At 71.3% G+C, this 21,448-nt stretch carries 24 protein-coding genes; 4 read left to right on the forward strand and 20 right to left on the reverse strand.

Features of this window, described 5'->3' with window-relative positions:
- Window positions 1-2 precede the first annotated feature (2 nt).
- Window positions 3-1,043, reverse strand: coding sequence for an NAD(P)-dependent alcohol dehydrogenase (locus EUA94_RS08125; RefSeq protein ID WP_129426366.1), 1,041 nt, complete (start codon window positions 1,041-1,043; stop codon window positions 3-5).
- Between the two features lie 34 nt (window positions 1,044-1,077).
- Window positions 1,078-1,542: a MerR family transcriptional regulator gene (locus EUA94_RS08130; RefSeq protein ID WP_129426367.1), complete on the reverse strand. Its 465-nt coding sequence runs from the start codon at window positions 1,540-1,542 to the stop codon at window positions 1,078-1,080.
- 79 nt (window positions 1,543-1,621) lie between these two features.
- On the opposite strand from EUA94_RS08130, the gene EUA94_RS08135 reads away from it, so the two are divergent.
- Together EUA94_RS08135 and EUA94_RS08140 are read left to right on the forward strand one after the other, a co-directional pair.
- A complete protein-coding gene (locus EUA94_RS08135; protein WP_242494738.1) occupies window positions 1,622-2,494 on the forward strand; it encodes an oxygenase MpaB family protein in 873 nt (290 codons plus the stop codon).
- On the forward strand, window positions 2,491-3,072 hold the full coding sequence (locus tag EUA94_RS08140; RefSeq protein ID WP_129426369.1) for an HD domain-containing protein: 582 nt from the start codon (window positions 2,491-2,493) through the stop codon (window positions 3,070-3,072). The genes EUA94_RS08135 and EUA94_RS08140 overlap by 4 nt, the downstream gene beginning before the upstream one ends.
- On the opposite strand, the gene EUA94_RS08145 is transcribed toward EUA94_RS08140, so the two are convergent.
- Window positions 3,069-3,791: a GntR family transcriptional regulator gene (locus EUA94_RS08145; RefSeq protein WP_129426370.1), complete on the reverse strand. Its 723-nt coding sequence runs from the start codon at window positions 3,789-3,791 to the stop codon at window positions 3,069-3,071. The genes EUA94_RS08140 and EUA94_RS08145 overlap by 4 nt on opposite strands.
- A gap of 118 nt (window positions 3,792-3,909) precedes the next feature.
- Here EUA94_RS08145 and EUA94_RS08150 point away from each other — a divergent pair, with 118 nt between their 5' ends.
- Both EUA94_RS08150 and EUA94_RS08155 read left to right on the forward strand, forming a co-directional pair.
- The gene (locus tag EUA94_RS08150; RefSeq protein ID WP_129426371.1) at window positions 3,910-4,521 is read left to right on the forward strand and encodes an alpha-ketoglutarate-dependent dioxygenase AlkB; all 612 of its coding nucleotides are present in this window, start codon (window positions 3,910-3,912) and stop codon (window positions 4,519-4,521) included.
- A gap of 18 nt (window positions 4,522-4,539) precedes the next feature.
- Window positions 4,540-4,860, forward strand: a complete 321-nt coding sequence (locus tag EUA94_RS08155; protein WP_129426372.1) for a hypothetical protein — start codon at window positions 4,540-4,542, stop codon at window positions 4,858-4,860.
- 62 nt (window positions 4,861-4,922) lie between these two features.
- Here the strand turns inward: EUA94_RS08155 and EUA94_RS08160 are convergent, their stop codons facing one another.
- The 17 genes from EUA94_RS08160 to EUA94_RS08240 all read right to left on the reverse strand — a co-directional run bounded on the left by EUA94_RS08160 (window position 4,923) and on the right by EUA94_RS08240 (window position 21,294).
- Window positions 4,923-5,591 (reverse strand): SRPBCC family protein, encoded by a 669-nt coding sequence (locus EUA94_RS08160; protein ID WP_129426373.1) that lies wholly within the window; start codon window positions 5,589-5,591, stop codon window positions 4,923-4,925.
- Window positions 5,591-6,436, reverse strand: coding sequence for an FAD binding domain-containing protein (locus tag EUA94_RS08165; protein WP_129426374.1), 846 nt, complete (start codon window positions 6,434-6,436; stop codon window positions 5,591-5,593). Before EUA94_RS08165 ends, EUA94_RS08160 begins: the two co-directional genes overlap by 1 nt.
- Entirely contained in the window at window positions 6,433-8,925 is a 2,493-nt protein-coding gene (locus EUA94_RS08170; RefSeq protein WP_129426375.1) for a xanthine dehydrogenase family protein molybdopterin-binding subunit, read from the reverse strand. Before EUA94_RS08170 ends, EUA94_RS08165 begins: the two co-directional genes overlap by 4 nt.
- On the reverse strand, window positions 8,922-9,395 hold the full coding sequence (locus tag EUA94_RS08175; protein ID WP_129426376.1) for a (2Fe-2S)-binding protein: 474 nt from the start codon (window positions 9,393-9,395) through the stop codon (window positions 8,922-8,924). Before EUA94_RS08175 ends, EUA94_RS08170 begins: the two co-directional genes overlap by 4 nt.
- Before the next feature lie 41 nt (window positions 9,396-9,436).
- Entirely contained in the window at window positions 9,437-10,147 is a 711-nt protein-coding gene (locus tag EUA94_RS08180; RefSeq protein ID WP_129426377.1) for a hypothetical protein, read from the reverse strand.
- A gap of 1 nt (window position 10,148) precedes the next feature.
- Entirely contained in the window at window positions 10,149-11,378 is a 1,230-nt protein-coding gene (locus EUA94_RS08185) for a transcriptional regulator (RefSeq protein ID WP_129426378.1), read from the reverse strand.
- Window positions 11,379-11,449: 71 nt separating this feature from the next.
- Window positions 11,450-12,310 carry an exonuclease/endonuclease/phosphatase family protein gene (locus tag EUA94_RS08190; RefSeq protein WP_129426379.1) on the reverse strand — a complete coding sequence of 287 codons (861 nt, stop codon included), beginning with the start codon at window positions 12,308-12,310 and terminating at the stop codon, window positions 11,450-11,452.
- A gap of 103 nt (window positions 12,311-12,413) precedes the next feature.
- Window positions 12,414-13,547, reverse strand: coding sequence for an XdhC family protein (locus tag EUA94_RS08195; protein WP_129426380.1), 1,134 nt, complete (start codon window positions 13,545-13,547; stop codon window positions 12,414-12,416).
- Window positions 13,540-14,664 (reverse strand): vWA domain-containing protein, encoded by a 1,125-nt coding sequence (locus EUA94_RS08200; RefSeq protein ID WP_129426381.1) that lies wholly within the window; start codon window positions 14,662-14,664, stop codon window positions 13,540-13,542. Before EUA94_RS08200 ends, EUA94_RS08195 begins: the two co-directional genes overlap by 8 nt.
- Window positions 14,661-15,539, reverse strand: coding sequence for an AAA family ATPase (locus tag EUA94_RS08205; protein WP_242494739.1), 879 nt, complete (start codon window positions 15,537-15,539; stop codon window positions 14,661-14,663). The genes EUA94_RS08200 and EUA94_RS08205 overlap by 4 nt, the downstream gene beginning before the upstream one ends.
- Before the next feature lie 44 nt (window positions 15,540-15,583).
- Window positions 15,584-16,135, reverse strand: coding sequence for a nucleotidyltransferase family protein (locus tag EUA94_RS08210; protein ID WP_129426382.1), 552 nt, complete (start codon window positions 16,133-16,135; stop codon window positions 15,584-15,586).
- On the reverse strand, window positions 16,132-16,635 hold the full coding sequence (locus EUA94_RS08215; protein WP_129426383.1) for a hypothetical protein: 504 nt from the start codon (window positions 16,633-16,635) through the stop codon (window positions 16,132-16,134). Before EUA94_RS08215 ends, EUA94_RS08210 begins: the two co-directional genes overlap by 4 nt.
- Window positions 16,636-16,717: 82 nt before the next feature.
- Window positions 16,718-17,281: a hypothetical protein gene (locus EUA94_RS08220; RefSeq protein ID WP_129426384.1), complete on the reverse strand. Its 564-nt coding sequence runs from the start codon at window positions 17,279-17,281 to the stop codon at window positions 16,718-16,720.
- 42 nt (window positions 17,282-17,323) lie between these two features.
- Window positions 17,324-18,118 carry an ABC transporter permease gene (locus EUA94_RS08225; protein WP_129426385.1) on the reverse strand — a complete coding sequence of 265 codons (795 nt, stop codon included), beginning with the start codon at window positions 18,116-18,118 and terminating at the stop codon, window positions 17,324-17,326.
- A gap of 11 nt (window positions 18,119-18,129) precedes the next feature.
- A complete protein-coding gene (locus tag EUA94_RS08230; RefSeq protein ID WP_242494740.1) occupies window positions 18,130-18,975 on the reverse strand; it encodes an ABC transporter permease in 846 nt (281 codons plus the stop codon).
- 40 nt (window positions 18,976-19,015) lie between these two features.
- A complete protein-coding gene (locus EUA94_RS08235; protein WP_129426386.1) occupies window positions 19,016-20,239 on the reverse strand; it encodes an ABC transporter substrate-binding protein in 1,224 nt (407 codons plus the stop codon).
- On the reverse strand, window positions 20,236-21,294 hold the full coding sequence (locus tag EUA94_RS08240; protein ID WP_129426387.1) for an ABC transporter ATP-binding protein: 1,059 nt from the start codon (window positions 21,292-21,294) through the stop codon (window positions 20,236-20,238). Before EUA94_RS08240 ends, EUA94_RS08235 begins: the two co-directional genes overlap by 4 nt.
- Window positions 21,295-21,448: the final 154 nt, after the last annotated feature.

Raw genomic sequence — 21,448 nt, forward strand, 5'->3', positions numbered from 1 at the left:
CGTCAGCCCAGGGTGCTGGCGTCGATCACGAACCGGTAGCGCACGTCGGAGGCGAGCACCCGCTCGTACGCCTCGTTGACCTGATCCGCACCGATCACCTCGACCTCCGAGGCGATGCCGTGCTCGGCGCAGAAGTCGAGCATCTCCTGGGTCTCGGCGATCCCGCCGATCATCGAGCCGGAGAACGAGCGCCGGTTGGTGAGCAGCGCGAAGACGTTGACGTCCAGCGGCTCCGGCGGCGCACCGACGTTGACCAGCGCGCCGTTGACGTCGAGCAGCCCGAGGTAGGCGCTCACGTCGATCTTCGCGCTGACCGTGTTGATGATCAGGTCGAACGAGTCGGCCAGTGCCTCGAAGGTGTTCTCGTCCGAGGTGGCGTAGTAGTGGTCGGCGCCGAGTCGCAGGCCGTCCTCCTGCTTCTTCAGCGACTGCGACAGCACGGTGACCTCGGCGCCCATCGCGTGGGCGATCTGGACGGCCATGTGGCCGAGCCCGCCCAGGCCGACGACGGCGACGCGCTTGCCGGGACCGGCGTTCCAGTGCTTGAGGGGCGAGTACGTCGTGATGCCGGCGCACAGCAGCGGAGTGGCCGCGGCGGGGTCGAGGCTCTCGGGGATCGACAGGACGTAGTCGGCGTCGACGACGACGTGGGTGGAGTAGCCGCCCTGCGTCGTGGTGCCGTCGCGGTCGGTGGCGGCGTACGTCCCGACCATGCCCCGCACGCAGTACTGCTCGTCGCCGTTGGTGCAGTTGTGGCACTCGCCGCACGAGTTGACCATGCAGCCGACGCCGACGCGGTCGCCGACCTGGTGGCCGGTCACGCCGGAGCCGACCTCGGAGACGCGGCCGACGATCTCGTGGCCCGGTACGAGCGGGAAGGGCTGCGGGCCCCAGTCGCCGTTGACGGTGTGGATGTCGGAGTGGCAGATGCCGGCGTACTCGATGTCGATGAGCACGTCGTTCGCACCCACCTCGCGGCGCTCGATCGTGGTGGCGGCGAGGGGCTTGCCGGCGGCGGGTGCTGCGTAGGCGTTGACGCGCATGAGTGTTCCGTCCTTCGGGGGTTCGGGGTGGTGGTCAGGGGTGGTGCGTGACCGCACGGAGCTCGTCGGCGAGCTCGCGTGCCCGGCCGGCGATCTGCTCGCTCCGGTCGGTGTCGCCGTCCAGCACGGCCTGCCAGTAGGCGATCTTGAGATCGACGTAGCGCTGGCGCAGGACCAGCCGCTCGGCCTCGAGCGTCAGGTGTCGCTGCTGCTGCTCGAGCAGCTGCTGCTGCTCGACGGCGGCCTCGGCACCGAGGCGCGCGTTCGCCATGTAGGTGCGCATGTCGTCGAGCGACATGCCGGTGGCGGACAGGCAGGAGACCGACATGAGCTGGTCGAGGTCGTCCTCGTCGTACACCCGGTGGCCGCTGCTCGCGCCCCGGCTGACGTGCGCGATGACGCCGACCTGCTCGTAGTAGCGCAGCGTGGTGGCGGGCAGCCCGGTGAGGGCGGCCGCCTCCTTGATGGAGTAGCTGCGCCGAGTCGTCTGGATGGTCACGACTTCAACGGTAGAAACTTCGAGTACTCGAAGTCAAAGCGCCACTGCGTTGTTGGCTGAGGGTCATAACCTCGACCACGTGAACCTCCGCGAACGCATCGGCGCCGAACTGTTCCGTAAGGTCGCCGGCCCCAACGGCGACCAGGCGCGCGAGCGCGTGCACGGCACGGTCGGCCCGCGCTGGTTCGCGCCCGACTCCCCGATCGCCCGCGTGCACGGCGACGCGTCCATGTTCGTCGGCGGCATCCGGGCGATCATGCTGCAGTCCCTGCACCCTGCGGCGATGCAGGGCGTGGCCGACCACTCGGGCTACCAGGGCGACATGTGGGGCCGGCTCGCGCAGGTCTCCACCTACCTCGCGATGACGACGTTCGGCACCGAGCGCGACGCGCTCCAGATCATTCGCGCGGTCCAGCGCGCCCACGAGTCGGTCGTCGGCACGATGCCCGACGGCACGTCGTACGCCGCCAGCGACCCGCACCTGCTCGGCTGGGTGCACGTCGCCGAGATCGACAGCTTCCTCGCCGCGCACGACCGCTACGGGCAGCGTCGGCTCATCGGTCCGGAGCGCGACGAGTACGTCGCCCAGACCGGGGTCGCGGCCGCCCACCTCGGCGTGATCGACCCTCCCCAGACCGAGGACGAGCTGCGCCGGATGCTCGCGGCGTACGGTCCCGAGCTGCGCGGGACGCCCGCGGCCCACGACGCGATCCGGTTCCTGCTGCTCCACCCCGACCTGCCCCTCGCGGCCCGCCCGGGCTACCTGTCCCTGGCCACGGCCGCCATCGGACTGCTGCCGGACGAGGCGCGGCGCCAGCTGCGCCTGCCCCGGGTGCCACCGGTGACCAACCGGGTCCTCGGCCAGGTCGGCACCCGCACCATCCGCTGGGCCATGTCGTCCGGGCACGAGCAGGCCGCGGCGCTCCAGCGCGAGACCGCCGCCCGGGCATGAGCCTCGCCGACCGCTGGCCGCTCGACGACCGGAGCGACCTGCGCGACGAGCTCCTGGCCGCGTGGGACCGCGACGGCTACCACGACCTGCTCCACCTCAGCGAGGTCCTCGACCGGCTCGACCTGCTCGCGCAGGAGGGTGCGGCCTTCGACCGGACAGTCGTCGGGCTCGCCGCGTGGTTCCACGACGCGGTCTACGCCGGCGCGGACGACGACGAGGAGCGCTCCGCCCAGTGGGCCGAGCAGGCGCTCCCACCGGCGTACGCCGACGAGGTCGCCCGACTGGTGCGGATGACCATCCACCACCGCCCGGCCGACGACGACGTCGCCGGGTGCGCGCTCAGTGACGCCGACCTCGGCATCCTGGCGGCACCGCGTGATCGTTACGACGCGTACGTCGCCGGCGTCCGGGCGGACTTCGCCCACGTCGGCGACGACGACTTCCGGGCCGGGCGCGCGATGGTGCTGGCCGACCTCGCGACGAAGCCTTCGCTCTTCCACACCCCGCAGGCGCGCGCGCTCTGGGAGGCGCCGGCGCGCGCCAACCTCGAGCGCGAGCTGGGTGAGCTCAGGGCCTAGCGGTCGGCGAGCTGCAGGTAGACCGTGAAGCGGTCGTGGCGGTAGCACGTGCGCGACACCTCGACAATGCGGCCGTCGGAGACGGCGCGACGCGCGTGGCGCAGCACCGGGTCACCCTCGGCGATCTCGAGGACGGTCGCCTCCTCCGCGCTAGCGCGGTCGGCGCTGATCGAGTCCTCCACCTCCGTCGGCCGCAGCCCGCGGGCGGCGAGGGCTTCGTAGAGACTGGTGGGCGTGCCGTGCTGGAGGAACCCCGGCAGCAGCACCTCGTTGAGGTAGGCGTCCTCGACGCACACGATGGCCTGGTCGGCACGGCGCAGCCGGCGCCAGTGCAGCACGGGGTCGCCGGGCGAGATGTCGAGCGCGCGGGCCACACCGGGGCCGGCCTGCTCAACGCGCGCCAGCAGCGTCTGGGACTCCGGCAGCATGCCCCGGCGGCGGATCTCCTCGGTGAAGGAGGTCAGTCGGCCGGCAGTCTTGGGCGGCTGCGCGACGAACGTGCCACGTCCGGGGATGCGCTCCAGCAGACCCTCGGCGACGAGCGCGTCGAGCGCCTGTCGTACGGTCATCCGGGCCACGCCGAAACGAGCGACCAGCTCGCGCTCGGACGGTGCCGCGGAACCCGGCGGTTGGGCCTCGATGAGGCTACGGACGTGCTCACGGACCTGGACATGCTTCAGCGCCCGCTGTCGCGGTACGACGAGGTCCACGTGATCCATACTGGTCAGGCTAGGACTGGGCTGGACCGGCGTCTGGAAATTGACCAAGTCTGTGGTAAAGCCTTGATTCAGGCTTGACGATCGAACGCCTGTTCGATCCATCGGTTATGCTGCCCTCGTGGACTTCCAGGCGTCCCTCTTCGCCGACGAGACGCCCGCTCCCGCGGACCTCGCGCCGCAGCGTCGCGTGTTGTCGCACGGCGCCTGGGTGGACGTGCAGCGCGACTGGTTGCGCGACCCCGACGACGTCTTCACCGCACTCGTGGAGCGGGTGCCCTGGCGTGCCGAGCGCCGCGAGATGTACGACGCCGTGGTCGACGTACCGCGGCTCGTGCACACCTACCTCGCCGACGACCAGCTGCCGCACCCCGCGCTCGAGCAGGCCCGTGCAGACCTCACTGCGCACTACCTCCCCGAGCTCGGCGAGCCGTTCGTGAGCGGCGGCTGCTGCTACTACCGCGACGGCCGCGACTCGGTCGCGTGGCACGGCGACACCATCGGCCGCGGCCGGGCCGAGGACACGATGGTGGCGATCGTCAGTGTCGGCGATCCGCGCCGGCTGCTGCTCCGCCCGCGCGGCGGCGGCCCGTCGATCGCCCTGACGATGGGGCACGGCGACCTGGTCGTGATGGGCGGATCGTGCCAGCGCACCTGGGAGCACGCGGTGCCGAAGGTCGCGCACTCCGGTCCGCGGATCTCGGTGCAGTTTCGCCCGCTCAACGTGTTCTAGACGCGACACACTGACGCGATGCCGCCGCAGACCGAGCTCCGCATCGCAGCTCCACGGCCTGCTCATCACCTGGCACTCGCTGGCTTCGTCGTCCAGGCGCTTGTGTCCCTGGTCGCGTGGTTCGCGGTCGACGACCGACCGGACATGCGCGCGTACTCGAACTCCGACTTCGCGGAGTGGTTCACCGTCAGTCTCGTCAGCTCGGCGCTGCTAGCGATCCTCGGCGGCGTGGTGCTGCGGCGCTCGCGGGCAGTCGTGGCGGTCGCCGGCGGATGCGTCCTCGCGGTGACAGCGGCGTGCGTCATGTACGTCGGCTACGTCGGCTTCAACTCCGCGTGACCGAGCGCTACCTGACAGTCGTGTCGCGCGCCCCACCGATCACGACACGACTGTCCGGTAGGTCACCGCTTCAGCAGTCGTCGCAGGACGGCGAGGCCGATCAGGGCACCGAGAGCCTGCTTCCAGTAGGACTTCAGGATCACCGGCAGGACCGCGCTCCCGAGGTCGAGCGCCTCGACGGGCGGAGGTGGAGGCTTCGGTGCGGCCCTCGGCGGCGGCGGGGTTGCCGCCGTCGTCTCCCCGGCCGACGCCAGAGGCGCGGCTGCCTCGACCACCGGCTCCGGCTCGGGCGCGGTGAGCCGCTGCTCGAGGCACGCCACGAACTGGCCGAGCAGCTTGTCCGAGACGTCCTGCATGACGCCGCGGCCGAACTGCGCGGGCTTGCCGGTGATGGCCAGGTCCGTCGTGACCGAGACGTCGGTCGAGCCGTCGACGTCGGTCATCTGGACGACGACGTTGGCGCCCGCCGTCCCGTTGCCGCGCTTGTCCTTGCCCTTGGCGTCGACGACGAAGCGGTGGGCCGCCTCGTCCTTCTCCACGAACGTGCCGGAGCCGTTGTACTGCAGCGCGATCGGACCGAGCTTGACCTTCACCGACCCGCTGAACGACGACTCGTCGGCCTCGGTGACCTGCGCGCCGGGGAAGCACTCGGCCACCGACGCGATGTCGTTGAAGTGGGCCCAGGTCTCCTCGACGCCGATGGGGACGGTGAACTGGTGGCTCAGCTCCACTACGCTCCCGCCGCCTTGAGCACCGCGCGCGCAGTCAGCACGCGGGCGAGGTGCTGGCGGTAGTCGGCAGCGCCGTTGAGGTCCGACGGCGGGTTGGTGCCCTCGGCAGCGAGCTCCGCCGCCTCGCGTACGCCCTCCTCGGTCGCGGTCGCGCCGGCCAGGGCGGCCTCCGTGGCGCTCGCGCGCAGCGGGGTCGAGCCCATGTTGGTCAGGCCCACACGCGCCTCGTCGATGGAGCCCTTGACCGTCGCGGCCACGGCCACGATCGGCCACTGGTGGGCGACGCGCACGAACTTCTCGTAGTGCGCGCCCCAGCCGGTGTGCTTGGGGATGCGCACCTCGGTGAGGATCTCGTCCTCGCCGATCGCGGTCTCGAAGAGGTCGACGAAGAAGTCCGCGGCCTCGACGGTCCGGCTGCCACCGGGACCCTGAATGACGAACTGCGCACCGAGCGCGAGTGCCGGCGCTCCGAGGTCGCCCGCCGGGTCGGCGTGCGCCAGCGCACCGCCGAAGGTGCCGCGGTGCCGGATCTGTGCGTCGGCCACCTCGGCGGCCGCCTTGGAGAGCAGCAGGGCGTGCTCGTGGACGAGCGCGTGGTCGCGTACGTCGTGGTGCGTGGTCATCGCGCCGATGACGATGGCGTCACCGTCGTCGCGGATCCCCCGCAGCGAGCTGATCCCGCCCAGGTCGATGACGACCTCGGGGGCGTTGAGCCGCATCCGCAGGACCGGCAGCAGGCTCTGCCCACCGGCCAGGATCTTGGCCTCGTCACCGTGCTCACCGAGCGCGGCCAGCGCCTCCTCGACCGAGGTCGGTGCGAGGTAGTCGAACTTCACCGGGATCACTGGCCTGCTCCATCCTGGTCGAGGGCACCTTCATGACTCTGCTGGTTTGCTTCGCCTTCGGCGAAGTGGGGCATCGCGTCCGGGGGTGTCTCGGTCGCACCGCCCGCCTTCGAGCCCTGGATGGCCCGCCACACGCGCTCCGGCGTGCACGGCATCTGGATGTCGTTGATGCCGAGGTGGCGGATGGCGTCGACGACCGCGTTGACGACCGCGGGCGTGGACGCGATGGTGCCGGCCTCGCCGACGCCCTTGGTGCCGAGCGTGTTGGTGGTGCAGACGCTCGGCTCGTCGGTGTGGACCACGTCGAAGGAGATCGTGTCGGCCGACGTCGGCAGGAGGTAGTCCACGAACGAGCCGCTGACCAGCGTGCCCGCGTCGTCGTGCACGGCCTCCTCCCAGAGCGCCTGCGCGATGCCCTGCACCAGGCCGCCGTGCACCTGGCCGGCCACGATCAGCGGGTTGATGATGACCCCGATGTCGTCGCAGCAGGTGTACTTCCGCATCTTCACCGCGCCGGTCTCGGTGTCGACCTCCATGGCGCACAGGTGCGTGCCGTGGGGGTAGTTGAAGTTCACCGGGTCGTACGTCGCGTCGGCGTCGAGGCTGGGCTCCATGTCCTCCGGGTAGTTGTGCGCCGCGAAGGCCGCCGTGGCGAGCTCCTGGATGGCGACGCCCTGGTCCGTGCCGGCGACCGTGAACCGCCCGCCCTTGTACTCGAGGTCGTCCTCGCTGGCCTCCAGCAGGTGGGCCGCGAGGTGCTTGGCCTTGTCGATCACCTTGTCGACCGCGCGGACGAGTGCCTCGCCGCCGACCACCAGGGAGCGCGAGCCGTAGGTGTCGAGGCCCTTGTGCGCGATCTGGGTGTCGCCGTGCAGCACCTCGACGTCCTCGAACGGGACGCCGAGCCGGTCGGCGACGATCTGGCTGAACGCCGTCTCGTGGCCCTGGCCGTGGGCACTGGCCCCGGTGACGATCTCGACCTTGCCCGTGGCCAGCATCCGCACGCTCGCGTGCTCCCAGCCACCGGCGCCGTAGTCGAGGCTGCCGAGCACCCGGCTCGGGGCCAGGCCGCACATCTCGGTGAAGGTCGAGACGCCGATGCCCAGCTGGACGCGGTCGCCGCGGTCGCGGCGCTCCTTCTGCTCGGCGCGCAGCGCGTCGTAGCCGAAGGACTCCCGGGCCTTGGCGGTCGCGGCCTCGTAGTTGCCGGTGTCGTACTCCAGCCCGGCCACGGTCGTGAAGGGGAACTCCTCGTGCGTGATCCAGTTGCGCTCGCGGATCTCGAGCGGGTCCACCCCGACCTCGGCGGCGAGCTCGTCCATCAGCCGCTCGATGGCGTACGTCGCCTCCGGCCGCCCGGCGCCGCGGTAGGCGTCGGTGAACGTCGTGTTGGTGAGCACCGTCTGGCACTCGAAGCGGTAGGACGGGAACTTGTAGATCGCGTTGAACATGAACGCGCCGAGCACCGGGACACCGCCACCGACAACGGCGATGTAGGCGCCGAGGTCGGCGTCGAGGTGCACCTTCAGACCGGTGACCTTGCCGTCCTTGTCCGCGGCCAGCGTGAGCGTCTGGACCTGGTCGCGACCGTGGTGGGCCGCCATCAGGCTCTCGCTGCGGGTCTCGGTGTACTTGACCGGCTTCGAGAGGCGCCGGGCCACGGCCCACGCGATCCACTCCTCCGGGGTGGTCTGCAGCTTGCCGCCGAAACCACCACCCACATCGGGGGCGATGACCCGGATCTTCGACTCGGGCACGCCGGTGGTGGCCGCGAGGGCGAACCGGAGGATGTGCGGGATCTGGGTGGCCGACCACATGGTGATCTGCTCGCCCGTCGGGTCGACCACGACACTGCGGGGCTCCATGAACGCCGGAATGAGGCGCTGCTGGCGGTACTCGCGCTCGATGACGATGCCGTCGGTGCGGGCCGTCTCGATGGCCGCCTCGACGTCCGAGCCGGTGCCGACCTCGTTCGAGTCGAAGACCCAGAGCGCGGACTTGTTGGTGCCGAGGTCGGGGTGGGCGAGCACCTCGTCCTTGAGCGCGTTCTTGATGCCGATGACGGCCGGCAGCTCGTCGTACTCGACGTCGACCAGCTCGGCGGCGTCGCGCGCCTCGGCTGCACTGCGGGCGACCACGACGGCGACAATCTCACCGGCGAAGGCGACCCGGTCCGCGGGCATCGGCGAGTGGTTGGGGGTCTTCTGGTCCGGCGTGATGGGCCAGGCGTTGATGCAGACGCCGAGCTCGGCACCGAAGTCCTTGCCCGACAGCACTGCCACGACGTTGGGCGAGGCCTTGGCCGCTTCGACGTCCACCGAGGTGATGGACGCGTGGGCGAAGGGGCTGCGCACCATCGCCAGGTGGAGCATCCCCGGCAGGGTGATGTTGTCGGTCCAGCGCGTACGACCGGTGATGAGGCGCTGGTCCTCCTTGCGGCGGCGGTCCTTGCCGATCTCGGCCGCGGGACGGTCCTGGGTGGCGGTCATGCCTTCGCCCCCTCAGCGGCGTGGAGCACGCTCTTGACGATGTTGTGGTAGCCGGTGCAGCGGCAGAGGTTGCCCTCCATGCCGAGCCGCACCTCCTCCTCGGTGGGGTCGGGGTTCTCGCCCAGCAGGTCGACGGCCTGCATGATCATCCCCGGCGTGCAGAAGCCGCACTGGAGCCCGTGGCACTCGCGGAACGACGCCTGCACCGGGTGGAGGTCGCCCTCGGCGGTGTCGGCCAGGCCCTCGATCGTGGTGACGGTGCGGCCGTTGGCCTGCACGGCGAGCACGTTGCACGACTTCACGCTCGTGCCGTCGAGGTGCACCGTGCACGCGCCGCAGTTGGAGGTGTCACAGCCGATCACGGTGCCGGTCTTGCCGAGCTTCTCGCGGAGGTACTGCACGAGCAGCATCCGCGGCTCGACGTCGTCGGAGACAGCAGCCCCGTCAACGGTGAGTTCGATCTTCGTCATCAGGCCACTCCAGTGTGAGGCGGGTCACGTTGGTCCCGAACCTAGGCCGACCCGGTTGGCGAAAGGTTGGAGGGCGGACGGACCGGCACCTCGATCCCGGCGGTGACCCGGTCGTAGACGAGCTTGGTCACCCGCCGGATGAAGGCGGGGTCGTCGCGGCCGGTCATCGTGACGAAGACGACGACCGCCATCCCCCGCGTGTTGAAGACGCCCACGCGGGCCAGCCGCCGCTCGTCGGGCGTCTGCCACTCGAGGGCGTACGGCGACTCGAGGACCTGGCCGTCGCGGCGCGGGCGGCCCGGAGTGATCACGAGGTCGCGGCCGCCGAGCTCGCGGATCCTTCGGGTCTGGATCCGCAGGACGGCGCGGGGCGGGAGCACCATGGTGGCCTCCCCGAGCGGCGCCACCAGCTCGACGTGCGCCTCGGAGTCTTCCTCGACGTAGTCGTACCACCAGTTGAGGAAGTCGGTGCCGTCCTGCCCGGTGACGGTCTCCCGCGCCGAGGGCATGACCGCCTCGGGGAAGACGAAGGTGGCGCCGGAGTCCGGGTCGGTCAACCGGCCCCATGCACCCGGTGTCCCCTCCGCCGAGTCGTCCAACTCGGGGGTGGGTGACTCCTCCGCCGAGGGTGACTCCCGGTCCCGGGTCGACTCCGCGTCGGGTTCGCGCAACTCCAGGCCGCAGCCCGCGAGGAGCACGCCGACCATCGCGGTCGAGAGCGCGCTCGACCACCGTCCGAGAGGTCTGCCCACGTCAACCCCGGCCCGCGGCCAGCTTTCCCTTGAGCAGCGGGGCCACCGGATGGAGCACCGGCAACGAGGCCAGGCACGCCTCCACCACCGCGGTGTCGTACGGCGCGAGGTCGCTGTAGCGGAGCACCGCGTCGGGGTCGGGGTGCGCCAGCAGCGCCTCCCGCACGCTGACAGCGAGGTAATCGCCCATCTGGACCAGCGCCGGCGACTCCGTGCCGGGCAGCAGGTCGCCGCCGTAGGCCCGCACCGCAGCGCGTACGTCGCCGCGACGCAGCAGCCGCTGCACCTCCTCGACGTCGGTGGCGACGGGCATGGTCAACCGGTAGGGCCGCGAGGACAGCTGACCGGCGAGCGCCGCGCGCAGGTGGGACACCTCGGCCTTGAGGGTTGACGTGGTGACCGTCGAGTCGCCGTAGAGCAAGGAGTGCAGGTGCTCGACCGACAGGCCGGTGGGGTGCATCGCGAGCAGGGCGAGGATCTCGGTCTGGCGGCGGTTGAGCAGCAGCCGCTGGCCGTCGAGCCACACCTCCGCAGTGCCGAGCAGCGTGAGGGTGAGGCCGGGCACGGCGGGTGCGGCGGCCCCGAGAGGCGTCGTACGCCGGTCGGCGGGCAGCGCGCCCTCGATGAGCCGCGCCATCACCCGCGCGGTCGCCAGGCCGATCGGGTGGGTGCGGTCCCAGGTGGTCGAGAGGTCGATGACGCCGAGCGGCCGTCCGGTGACCGGGTCGAAGACCGGGGCCGCCCAGCACACCCAGTTGTGCACGACCTCGGCGTAGTGCTCCGCGCTGAACACCATCGATGGCGCGCCGGTCCGGCCCGCGATCGCGAGGGCGTTGGTGCCGACGCTCGCCTCGTCCCAGCGACCGCCGGGCACGAAGTTGACCGTCTCGGCCTTGCGGCGCATCACCCGGCCGCCGTAGGTCCAGAGGATGCGGGTCTGCTCATCCGTGATCGCGATGACCAGGTCGCCGTCCTCGGCCGTACGGCGCAGCTCGTCCTGCACCCGCGAGACGGCGGTCTGCAGGGGCGAGTGGTTCCAGAACTCGGCAGTGTCGCCCTCGTCGTCGAGCGGGGCGTGCGTCACGGCCGGGGAGACCACGCCGGACAGCTGCCAGCTGCTGCGGATCTCGGGGCGGACCGCCTCGGCCTCCTCGTCGCCCTCGGCGACGAACTGGGTCCACGCGCGGACGGCTTGCACGCGGCGTGCGTGCAGGTCATCACTGGTGGTCATGGCGGCTCCCGACGGGTCGCGGCCGACAGTAGCCCGAGTGTGACGCTCGCAACAGGGCGAGGTGGACCGGTTCAGCTCCTGCGCGTGAAGGTGGCGACGATGCCGGGGTGATCGGTGACCAGGCGACGGTACGAGTCGAAGGAGTCGATGCGGAAGTCGGAGTCGCGCTCGCCCATGACGTAGTCGATCCCGGATCCACCCGCGCGACCGGTGTAGTTGGTCTCGAGCCGCAGGGGCCGGGTGATCCGCCCCTTGACGAGGGCGTCGGTGGTGTCGCGGTTCTCGGTGACGTTGCAGTCGCACATCGCCACGAACTGGTGCCCCTCGGTCGTGTTCTCCGCCAGGGCGCGCACCCGGTGCGCCATCCGCCACATCGCCTCGACCCCTGCGCGGTTGGCGTAGTTGGGCCCGCCGTTCCGGCGGTTGTGGAGGTGGTTGGGCAGGTGGAAGCTCACGGCGCGGATGACGTGGCCGCTCGCGCGGTGCCGGAGCACGGCCACTACGCCGTACTGGTCGTGGGCGACCTGACCGGTCTGGCGCCGCCACGTCCGCCCGGTGAGGAGGGCGGACCAGGTCCGCTCGAGCTCCCACACGTCCTTGTCGAAGGCGATCGGGTTGTCGTCCGTGCCGGTCGGCCCCTTCGGCATCAGCAGGGTCCACGACTCCGGCAGCGACGCGCGCAGTGCCGGGCGGCTGAACAGCCGCTCCTGCAACCCGACGACCGAGGCACCTCCCCCGATGACCTGCCGGATGTCGTGGCGCATGCCCGCGACCCGCATCCCCTTGCGCAGGTTGAGGGTGGCCACGGAGAAGCGGCCGGCGGGCCCTGCGGACCGGGCCTCGGACCGTACGTCCTCGCTGGTGGTCGCCCCCGATGCGCCGGCGGCCAGAGCCGAGAGCGGCAGGAGGGTGGCGACGAGGAGAGCGGTCATGTGGACACGGGCACGGGGCGGCACGGCGGGAAAAAGCATCCCAAAGAAGGTAGACGAAGCCTCAACTCACGCAAATTCGTCGAGGACGCGCGGTCGCGGGGCGTCAGTCGTCGTGGTGGATGCGGCCCTCGGTCGAGGCCAGCCGCTCCCCGGACCCGCCCCACTGCCGGGCCACGATCTCCGCCGCGATCGACACGGCCGTCTCCTCCGGGGTGCGCGCGCCGAGGTCGAGCCCGATCGGCGAGGACAGCAGCGCGATCTCGTCGGCGCTGAGCCCCGCCTCCACCAGCCGATCCATCCGCTCGTCGTGGGTGCGTCGCGAGCCCATCGCGCCGATGTAGCCGGGGCGTACGTCGTCGTCGAGCCGCAGTGCGACCTCGAGGAGCGGGACGTCGAACTTCGGGTCGTGGGTGAGCACCGCCAGCACCGTGCGCCGGTCGATGCGGCCGCCCTCGAGCTCGGCGGCGAGGTAGCGGTGGGGCCAGTCGACGACGACCTCGTCGGCTCCCGGGAAGCGCGAGTTGGTGGCGAAGACGGGGCGGGCGTCGCAGACGGTCACGTGGTAGCCGAGGAACGAGCCGACCTTGGCCACGGCCGCGGCGAAGTCGATCGCGCCGAAGACCAGCATCCGCGGCTTCGGCGCGAAGCCCCAGACGAAGACCCGCATGCCCTCGCCCCGGCGCTCGCCGTCGGGGCCGTAGGTCAGCGTGGCGTTGGTGCCCGCCGCGAGCAGGCCGAGCGCGTCGTCGTGCACGGCGTCGTCCGCCCGGGGCGAGCCCAGGCTGCCGTCGGCCGGGGCGTGCGGGCGGACGACCATCCGACGCCCCCGCCACTCCGGATCGGGGTGCTCGATGACGGTGGCCAGGGCGACGGGCCGGCCGGCCTCGATGTCGGCGGCGATCTCGCCCAGCTTCGGGAAGGTCGTGCGGGAGACCTGCTCGACGAAGACGTCGAGGATGCCGCCGCAGGTCAGGCCGACCGCGAAGGCGTCGTCGTCGGAGACGCCGTAGCGCTCGAGCACCGGCTGCCCCGAGGTGACCACGGTCTGGGCCAGCTCGTACACCGCGCCCTCGACGCAGCCGCCGGAGACGGAGCCCACAGCGGTCTCGTCGGGTCCGACCAGCATCGATGCGCCCGGCGGTCGGGGTGCGGACCGGAAGGTGGCCACGACGGTGCCGACGCCGATCGTCTCGCCGGCCTCCCACCACTGCATCAGCTCGGGCAGCACGTCACGCACGCGCGATCACCTCCGTGAGGTCGGCAAAGGTCGCCAGCGAGTGACCGGCGAGGAAGTCGTCGCAGTGCGGGAGCGCCGCGACGACGCCGCCCTGGAGCGGCTCGTAGCCCGCCTTGCCGCGGTGGGGGTTGACCCAGATGACGCGGTGCGCGACCCGGCGCAGCCGGGCCATCTGCTCGCCGAGGAGCTCGGCGTCGCCACGCTCCCAGCCGTCGCTGAAGACCACCACCACGGCTCCGCGCGCCATGCCCCGCTGTCCCCAGCGGTCGAGGAACACCCGGATCGTCTCCCCGAGCCGCGTGCCGCCCGACCAGTCGGGCACGACCTCGCCGGCCGCGACGATCGCGCGGTCGGCGTCGGGCGAGCGCAGGGCGCGGGTGACATGGGTCAGGCGGGTGCCGACCGTGAAGGTCTCGACGGTGCCGCCCGCGGCGCGTCCCGACTGGGTGAGGCGGTGGGCGAGCCGCACCAGCGCGTCGGCGTACGCGCTCATCGAGCCGCTCACGTCGACGAGCAGCACCACCCGGCGGGGTCGTACGCCGCGGCGGCGCCAGGCGATGTCGCCCGGCTCGCCGAGGTGGCGGAGCGAGTTGCGCAGGGTGCGGGAGGCGTCGATCTCGCCGCGGTGCCACCTCTGGTGCCGGGCCGTGCGCCGACTGGGCGGGCGCAGCGTCAGCCGGACGAACATCCGGGCCAGCCGGCGCTTCTCTGCGGAGTCGAGCGTCGCGACGTCGCGGTGCCGGAGGACCTCGGCCGCCGACGCGGCGGCGCGCACCACGTCCTCGTCGTCGCCGCCGTCGCCCCCACCGGTCTCGGTGTCGGGCAGGAGGTGGGCGGTCGAGGGTCGCGAGGCCTCGCGCGGCCGGGCCTGCGGCAGGCCGTCGCGCGCGTTGAACCAGGCCGCGAAGACCTGGTCGTGGCGGAAGAGGTCGTCGGGCGAGGCGCAGAGCGTCGCCCGGCCGGCCCAGTAGGTCGCCTGCCGGTCGTCGGCGCCGACCTCGGCGACAGCGGCCAGGAAGCCCTGGGCCCGGTCCTGCGTGACGGCGACGCCGGCGGCGCGCAGCGCCCGGGTGAAGCCGAGGAACACCTCGTCGGCGGCGTGGGCAGTGGCCGTCACTGCGCCAGCATCCGGTCCAGGGCGGCCTTCACCCGGTCGGAGTCCTCGCGGTACTTCAGGAGCGCACCCAGGGTCGCGGCGGCCGAGGCCAGGTCCAGCTCGGCGGTGCCGAGGTGGGTCAGGGCGCGGGCCCAGTCGAGGGTCTCGGCCACCCCGGGCGGCTTGAGGAGGTCGTCGCGCGTGCGCAGCTGCTGGACGAGCCTGACGACCTGCCGGGCAAGCGCCTCGCTGACCTCGGGCGCGCGCGACCGTACGATCTCGACCTCGCGCTCGAGGCCGGGGTGGTCGATCCAGTGGTAGAGGCAGCGCCGCTTGAGCGCATCGTGCAGCTCGCGCGTGCGGTTCGACGTCAGCACGACCAGCGGCGGCTCGGGGGCGGTGATCGTCCCGAACTCGGGGATCGTCACCTGCCACGTCGAGAGCACCTCGAGCAGGAACGCCTCGAACTCGTCGTCGGCGCGATCCACCTCGTCGACCAGCAGCACGGCGGGCGCCTGGCGCAGCGCCGCGAGCACGGGGCGCGACAGCAGGAAGCGCTCGTCGTACAGGCTCTTCTCGGCCTCGTCGGAGTCGACCTCGCCGCCGGCCTCCAGCGCGCGCAGGTGGAGGATCTGGCGCGGGAAGTCCCAGTCGTAGAGCGCCTGGCTCGCGTCGATCCCCTCGTAGCACTGGAGACGGACGAGCGGCAGCTCGAGGCTCTGCGCGAGGGCCTCGGCCAGCGCGGTCTTGCCCGTGCCGGGCTCACCCTCCAGCAGCAGCGGCCGCTGCATTCGCGACGCCAGGAAGACGACCGTGGCCAGCTCCTCGTCGGCGAGGTAGCCGGTCGTGCCCAGCCGAGCGGCCACGTCCGCGACGGAGTCCATACCTGTCGACATGTCGTCAGGCTACGACCCGGCACGTTGGTCGGACGTTGGGCCGGTCAGCGGGAGTCGACGTCGACGCCGGTGGCCAGGTCCCCGCACTCGACCAGGACCACCTCGTGGGCGGCGAGGTAGTCCCGCGCCCCGCGGTCGCCGGTCGCGCTCGCGACCACGCCCGCCCAGTGGTCGCGGCCGATCAGCACGGGGTGGCCGGGCACGCCGTCGTACGCCGCCCGGGCGACGACGTCGGCACCCGTGGCCGCTGCCGCCAGCCGGGCCACGACGGCGGCGTCGACGTCGGGCAGGTCGACCAGGGAGACGAGGGCGGAGTCGTGCGCGGTCGACGCGAGCGCGGCGAGACCGGCGCGCAGCGACGCACCCATCCCCTCGGCCCAGTCGTCGGCGCGGATGCGCGAGACCGACATCGGCAGGAGCGCCGCCGCCTCGTCCGCCCCGGCTCCGAGCACGACGACGATCTCGGCGCACGGCCGCAGCGCCTGCACCGAGCGCAGCAGCCACGAGGTGCCGTCGTCGTCGCGCGCAAGGGCCTTCGGCCCGCCGAACCGCTCCCCCGAGCCTGCGGCGAGCAGGACGCCGACGACCGACGTCACTGGGCGAAGGCCTCGTCGTACAACGCCTGCAGCTCCGGGCTCTGCTCGGCGGTGAAGCCGCACAGGGTGACCCGGGTGTCCGTCGCGCTGACGAGGTAGGACTTCCCGGCCTCGAAGTCGACGGCCATCAGGAGGTCCTGCAGGTCCTGGCTGGGCGACTCGACGGTGACGGTGTCGGCCTCGTCGCCGGCGTACCACTGGTCGACCGACAGGGTCGCCGTGCCGCCGTCGAGGGACGTGACCGTGCCGGCGAACGCGGTGTCGAAGGTCGCCAGTGTCTCGGCCGAGGGCATCGCGCACTTGGCGGCCGCCGAGCCGTCGGCCGTGAGGGCCAGGGTGCCACCGGATCCGCTGTCGGCGTCCGGGCTGGTGGGTGCGCTGGTGTCGCGGCCCGTGTCCTCACCAGTGCCGTCGTCGCTCCCGCCGCACGCGGACAGGAACGCCAGGGCGACGACGAGGAGGGGCGTGGCGAGAAGGGTGCGGGTTCGAGTGGCGTTCACGATTCCTCCTGGTGGGACCGGGCCGGTGCCGTCACCGTGCCACATCGATGGGACGGGACTGAGCCTGCGGGGGTTCCGATCGTCACCGGACCGTCGCGTCCGTCTCGTCCTGGCCCTCTTCCTCGTCGATGCGCCGCTTGAGGCGGCCCATGCCGGGGATCTTGGCGAGCATGTCGTTGAGCTCGCGGGCGACGGTGAGGAGGTCGTGGACGTCCGGGGCGACCGTGCCGAGCGTCGCGAGGACCGGCATCACGTCCTTCTCCATCGAGTCGGTCAGCGCGGGCAGCGTGTCGACGAGGCGTACGAGCGCCGCGACCTCGTCCGGGTGGGTGGTGTCCGCGAGCGTCTCGAGGGTCGGCTGCAGCTTGGTGAGCGACGGCTCGAGGGCGTCGGTCAGGGTGGTGACCCGCCCGATGGCGGTCTCGGCCCCGTCCACGACGCCGTTCGCGCGTACGACGACCACGTTGGCCGCCTCGGTGACCTCCCGGACCCGCTGCACCGCCACGTGGGCCCCGTCGAGCAGGGCCTCGGCCCGGTCGAGCAGGGCGAGCGCGCGCGGGACGGCGCCGATCAGGGCCTCGAACTGGTCACCACCCCGTTCGAGGGCGGACAGGACGTCGCGGGGTCCGGGGACGGGGAGGCGCATGCCGCATTCCTACCAGCGGGTCCTACCAGCGCGCCCTGCCTGCTACCTCGCGGCGGCCACGGACTCGTCGGTGCCAGCCAGCTTCTGGGACAGCCAGATCGGGACGATCGAGAGGACGATGAGCGCAGCCGCCACGACGTTGACCACGGGAGCCTGGTTGGGTCGGAACAGGTTCTGGTAGATCCAGATCGGCAACGTCTGGATGCCCTGTCCCGCGGTGAACGTCGTCACGATGATCTCGTCGAACGACAGCGCGAAGGACAGCAGGGCCCCGGCCAGCAGCGCCGAGCGCATCATCGGGAGCGTCACCGACCAGAAGGTGCGGAACGTGCCCGCACCGAGGTCCATCGACGCCTCCTCCAGGTTGCCACCGAGCCGGCGCAGCCGGGCGATGGCGTTGTTGAAGACCGTGACGATGCAGAAGGTCGCGTGCGAGACCACCAGCGTCAGCATCCCCAGCTCGATCCCGAACATCGTGAGGAAGGCGTTGGCCAGCGCGATGCCCGTCACCACGCCGGGCAGTGCGATCGGCAGGATGATCAGGAGCGACACGGTGTCGCGGCCGAAGAAGCGGAACCGTTGCAGCGCCAGCGCTGCCATCGTGCCCAGCACGAGCGCGATGACCGTGGCCACCAGGGCCACCTCGAGCGACACCACGATCGCGTTGCGGGCACCCTCGCTGTCGACCGCCGCCGACCACCACTTCGTCGTGAACCCCGGCGGTGGCCACTCGAAGGTCCGGGACGTGTTGAACGAGTTCAGCACCACCAGCGCGAGTGGCGCGTAGACGAAGAGCAGCACCAGCGCGCTGAACGCCAGGAGCACCGAACGGGTCATCCGCGAGAAGCTCACAGCGAGTCCAGCGCTCCCGTCCGGCGTACGGCCGTGAGGTAGACCAGCATCGCCGCGACCGGGATCGTCGCAACGGCGGCCGCGAACGGCAGGTTGTTGCCCGTGAGGAACGAGTCGTAGACGACGTTGCCGAGCATCTGGTTGGCGCCGCCGACGATCTTCACCGCGATGTAGTCGCCGAGGGTCAGGGAGAAGGTGAAGATCGATCCCGCGACCGCCGCCGGGAACAGCACCGGCAGGACGACGCGCCGCATCGTGGTGCCGGTGCCGGCGCCCAGGTCTGCCGAGGCCTCGATGAGGGAGTTCGGCAGCCGCTCGAGGCCGGCGTACATCGGCAGGATCATGTAGGGCAGCCAGAGGTACGACAGCGTCAGCACCGTCGCCGCCAGCCCGTAGCCGGGCGACAACCCGACGGCGTCGAGCGGACCGCCGCTCGCGAACATGCCGCGCCAGGCGTACGCCTTGACCAGGTACGACGCCCACAGCGGCGTCAGCACGGCGATCACGAGGATCCGCTGGAGCCGCGGCGAGGCGACCTTTGCCATGTAGAGGGCGACCGGGAACGCCAGGACGGCGTCGATGATCGTCACCGCGGCTGCGATGAGAAGCGTGCGCACCGTGATCGTGCGGTAGACGTCGATCGTGAAGAGGTCGCGGTAGTTGTCGAGGGTCCAGATCCGCTCGATGTTGCCGCCGAAGGCGTCGACGGACCACAGCGACGTGATGAAGAGCGCCGCCAGCGACCCGAGGTAGAGCACCCCGAGCCACAACATCGGCGGCCCCAGCAGCAGCCCGAGGCGGAGCCGGGGACGGCGGTGCAGCACCCCTGCGCGGAGTGCCACACCGCCTCCCGGTCGTCCGTCCTGCTGCTGGGCCAACGCGTCAGCCCTTGATCTCGGTCCAGGCCTGCGTCCAGTCCTGGTACGTCGTGCACGTCACGTCCGTACGCCCGTCCAGGCACTGCTCGATCGGCGTCGTCCAGTAGTGGATCTTCTCGGCGTAGGCCTCGTCACCGGCGTGGTACGACTCGCAGAAGCCGTCACTGGTGAGGTCACACGCCTTCTCGTTGGCCGGCGCCTCGCCGAACCACTCGGCGACCGCGGCGTTGGCCTCCGGGCTGACGATGTGGTTGAGCCACGCGTACGCACAGTTGGGCGCCTCGGTCTTCGACGACACCATCCAGGTGTCCGACCAGCCGGTGGATCCCTCGTCGGGGAGGAACGCCTCGACGGTTGCGCCCTCCGACTGGGCGAGGTTGGCGATCACCTGCCACGTGGTGCCGATGACCGAGTCGCCGGTCTTGAAGGCCTGCGTCTCCTTGAGGTAGTCCGACCAGTACTCGCCGACGTGCTCGCGCTGCTGCTTCAGCAGGTCCACGGCAGCCGCCAGCTGGTCGGCGTCGAGGGAGTAGGGGTCCTTGATGCCCAGGTCGGGCTGCGTGTTCATCAGGTACAGCGCCGCGTCGGCGATGTAGATCGGCGAGTCGTACGACGTCACCTTGCCGCTGTAGGTGCCGGCGTCGTCGAAGACCGAGCTCCAGCTCGTGGGCGCGGGGTCGACCTCATCGGTGTTGTACATCAGCAGGTTGGCGCCGTAGCCGTGGGGCACGCCGTACATCTGCCCGTCGACGGAGTTCCAGTCGCGGTCCTTGAGGAACGACCACACGTCGGCGTAGTTGTCGATGAGGTCGGTATTGACCGGCGCGACGTCACCGCCCGCGATCAGGCGCAGCGAGGCGTCACCGGACGCCGACACCACGTCGTACTGCCCGGACTTCATCAGGCTGACGGCCTCGTCCGACGTGCCGAAGTACTTCACCTCGACCTGGCAGCCCGTCCCCTCCTCGAACGGCGTGACCCAGTCGACCGACTTGTCGGTCGAGCCGTCCTCGGCGTAGCCGGGCCACGCGAGCACGCTGAGGGTGCCCTCGTTGTCGCCGAGGGACTCGGCCATCTCGATGTCGGGGGCGGTGAACCCGCCCTGCTCCTCGGAGCCGGTGGCGCCGCCGCCTCCGCCGTCGTCGTCCCCGCTGGACGTCCCGCATCCGGTCAGGACCAGCGCGAGCACCGCTCCTGTCGCCGCGCGGGTGATCGTGGATCTCCTCATGACTCCTCCAACTCCTGGTGCTGTTGTCCTTGCCGTTCCTGGTCGAGCTCGATGACGTGCTCGGGGGCCCAGCCGACGGTGACCCGTTGACCGCGGAGAGCCATGGCCTCGTGCGTGGTGCCGCGCAGGTTCTGGCGCAGCACGGTGAGGGTCGGCCCGGCATCGAGCTCGACCAGGTAGTGGTTGACCGAGCCGAGGTAGACCACGTCCTGCACGACCCCGGGTGCCGTGGCGTCGTCGTCGCCCACCTCGTCACCGAGGTGGATCTTCTCGGGCCTGATGCTGAAGACACCTCGACGGCCGAGCACCGTGTGCGCGGCCTCGCCCTCCAGCAGGTTGGAGGTGCCGACGAATCCCGCCACGAACGGCGAGGCCGGGCTCTCGTACAGGTCGGCCGGAGCGGCCACCTGCTCGATGCGACCATCGCGGAAGACCGCGATCCGGTCACTCATCGTGAGCGCCTCCTCCTGGTCGTGGGTCACGAACACGAAGGTGATGCCGACGTCGCGCTGGATCTGCTTGAGCTCGAGCTGCATCGACCGGCGCAGCTTGAGGTCGAGGGCGCCGAGCGGCTCGTCGAGGAGCAGCACCTTGGGCCGGTTGACCAGCGCCCTCGCGAGGGCGACGCGCTGGCGCTGCCCGCCCGAGAGCTGGGTGGGCCGTCGCGCGGCGAGGTCGCCGAGCTGGACCGCCTCGAGGGCCGCAGTCGCCCGCTCGCGGCGCTCGGCACGCGGGACCTTCTTGACCCGCAACCCGTACTCGACGTTGGCCAGCACGTCCATGTGCGGGAAGAGCGCGTAGTCCTGGAACACCGTGTTGACGTCGCGGGCGAACGGGGGCCGGCCGGTGACGTCCTGGCCGGCGAGGTGCACCCGGCCCGAGGTCGGCTGCTCGAAGCCCGCGATCATCCGCAGCACGGTGGTCTTGCCCGAGCCACTGGGACCGAGCATGGAGAAGAACTCGCCGTCGCGGATCTCCAGGTCCACGCCGTCGACAGCCGTGACGTCGCCGAAGGACTTGCTGAGTCCGACCAGCTCGACGGCCGTTGTGCTCATGCAGTGCCCCTTCACGCGAATGCATGGGGACGACGGAATGCGTCGTCGGGCTCACAGTAAGGGGTCGATACGCGCGTACGTGTGACGCGCAGATCACGATTCAGCAGAGGTCCAGACAGGTGCGCCCGGAGAATGCAGCAGGGCCCCCGCCGAA

The organism is Nocardioides zhouii (genome assembly GCF_004137345.1).
Taxonomy (GTDB): Bacteria; Actinomycetota; Actinomycetes; order Propionibacteriales; family Nocardioidaceae; genus Nocardioides; species Nocardioides zhouii.